A 1,535-nucleotide genomic window follows, 5' to 3' on the forward strand; every position below is an offset into this window, starting at 1 on the left:
ACTCCATGCTTGGCGATGTAGTCACCGCGTCTGGACCAGTCGACCAACACACCTAAATGTAATACATGGCCGTATTACATTTCAAGTGTTTTCGCGACCATGCCCCGTCGTCCGAGGCACTCAGCACGCAATGCTGAAGCGGGTAGATCATCGACTTGCGACAAAGCTCACGATTGTCTGCCGTTTTGACGGTGAATCATCGACAAAATGGCTGGCGACGGAGCTGGCGAAGGTAGGGGTGTTATTCCCGACGTTTGAGGTAAGACGGTTCAGTGGTGCTGCTGTTGTGCCGCGCTCTAGTCATGTTATACAAATTTTTGTATAGTCGGGTTGTGAAGGAGGTCAGGTTCGTGGGGCGGGCGCTCGATGAGCTTAGGGAGTTCCCCGATCACGCGAGACATGACTCCGGCGTTGAGCTGTACCGCGTACAGCAGGGGCTGGACCCGAAGGACTGGAAGCCGATGAGCACTGTCGGCCCGGGCGTCCGGGAGATCCGAGTTAAAACCGCCGAGGGCATCTTCCGCACCATGTACACGACGGTGATCGGTGAATGCGTCTACGTCCTGCACTGCTTCACGAAGAAGACCCAGAAGATACCGAAGTCGGCGAAAGACTTCTGCAAGAAGCGATTGGAAGCGGCCCGTAGGGACGCAGCACACAGGGAAGGAGACACACCATGAGCGACGAAGTGCGGAGCTTCACCAACGTGTGGGACGCTATCGCGGACACCCCTGAAGAGGCAGCCAACCTGCGTGCCCGCGCTGACCTCATCCTCGCCGTCGGGAATCGGCTCACCGAGTTCGGGTGGTCGCAGACCACCGCGGCGCGCAACCTCGGGATCACCCAGCCCCGGGTGTCCGATCTCATCCGCGGGAAGATCAGCAAGTTTTCCCTGGACACGCTGGTAAATCTCGCCGCTCGGATGGGACTACGCACCCAGCTGGTCATCACGGCCGACGCGGATACACCGCACCCAGTCGGATCGGGCGGCTGAGCGGGTGCGGGCACGAGGCGATGTCGATGATCATCTGCCCTGTCCTCAGCTCCAGACGCGGTGCGCGTTCATGAGCACGTCACTGCCAAATATCTGAATGAACCGGAGGTAAGGTCCTGAAACCCGAACGTGTGGACTGGCCGATCTGCCGCGGTCCATGGGGGTAGATTTCCGGATTGCAACAAAGGTTGGATTTCTGCGTCGAACCTGCTCTCAGCCAACAGAATCCATTGTCGACGTTGCTATTCTGCACTGCCGTGCGACTGTCCTCCTGCACGACATCAGGGCGAGTCGAACACGGAGTGGTCGCCGATCCTGCGCCACCGGCAACGGAGTTCGTCGTCCACTGTGACCAGTTCGAAGGTGGCATGACCGTCGGGACTTGCGAACGACCAGGTCATTTCCAATACGTGGGGCGCGCCCTGAACCGACTTGACCCGAAGCGACCTAGGCCAGGCGGCCGACGGATCGGCCACCAGCGCGTCGCACGCTGGGATGAACTTGGTTGTCAGCACTCGACGGAACGCATCGCGATGCTCAC

At 59.5% G+C, this 1,535-nt stretch carries 3 protein-coding genes; 2 read left to right on the forward strand and 1 reads right to left on the reverse strand.

The features are described 5' to 3' along the window. Positions 1-332: 332 nt before the first annotated feature. Both AC2VON_RS09215 and AC2VON_RS09220 read left to right on the forward strand, forming a co-directional pair. A complete protein-coding gene (locus AC2VON_RS09215; protein WP_486952677.1) occupies positions 333-680 on the forward strand; it encodes a type II toxin-antitoxin system RelE/ParE family toxin in 348 nt (115 codons plus the stop codon). Beyond that, positions 677-994, forward strand: coding sequence for a helix-turn-helix domain-containing protein (locus AC2VON_RS09220; protein ID WP_067971410.1), 318 nt, complete (start codon positions 677-679; stop codon positions 992-994). Before AC2VON_RS09215 ends, AC2VON_RS09220 begins: the two co-directional genes overlap by 4 nt. Before the next feature lie 281 nt (positions 995-1,275). Here the strand turns inward: AC2VON_RS09220 and AC2VON_RS09225 are convergent. Then, a partial coding sequence (locus AC2VON_RS09225; RefSeq protein WP_486952678.1) for a hypothetical protein occupies positions 1,276-1,535 on the reverse strand: 260 nt, incomplete at its 5' end.

This window comes from Mycobacterium sp. TH-M82 (assembly GCF_057473605.1).

Excerpts from the sequence above, each read along its gene's own strand:
- AC2VON_RS09220 (WP_067971410.1), top strand. The coding sequence starts at position 677 with ATGAGCGACGAAGTGCGGAGCTTCACCAACGTGTGGGACGCTATCGCG.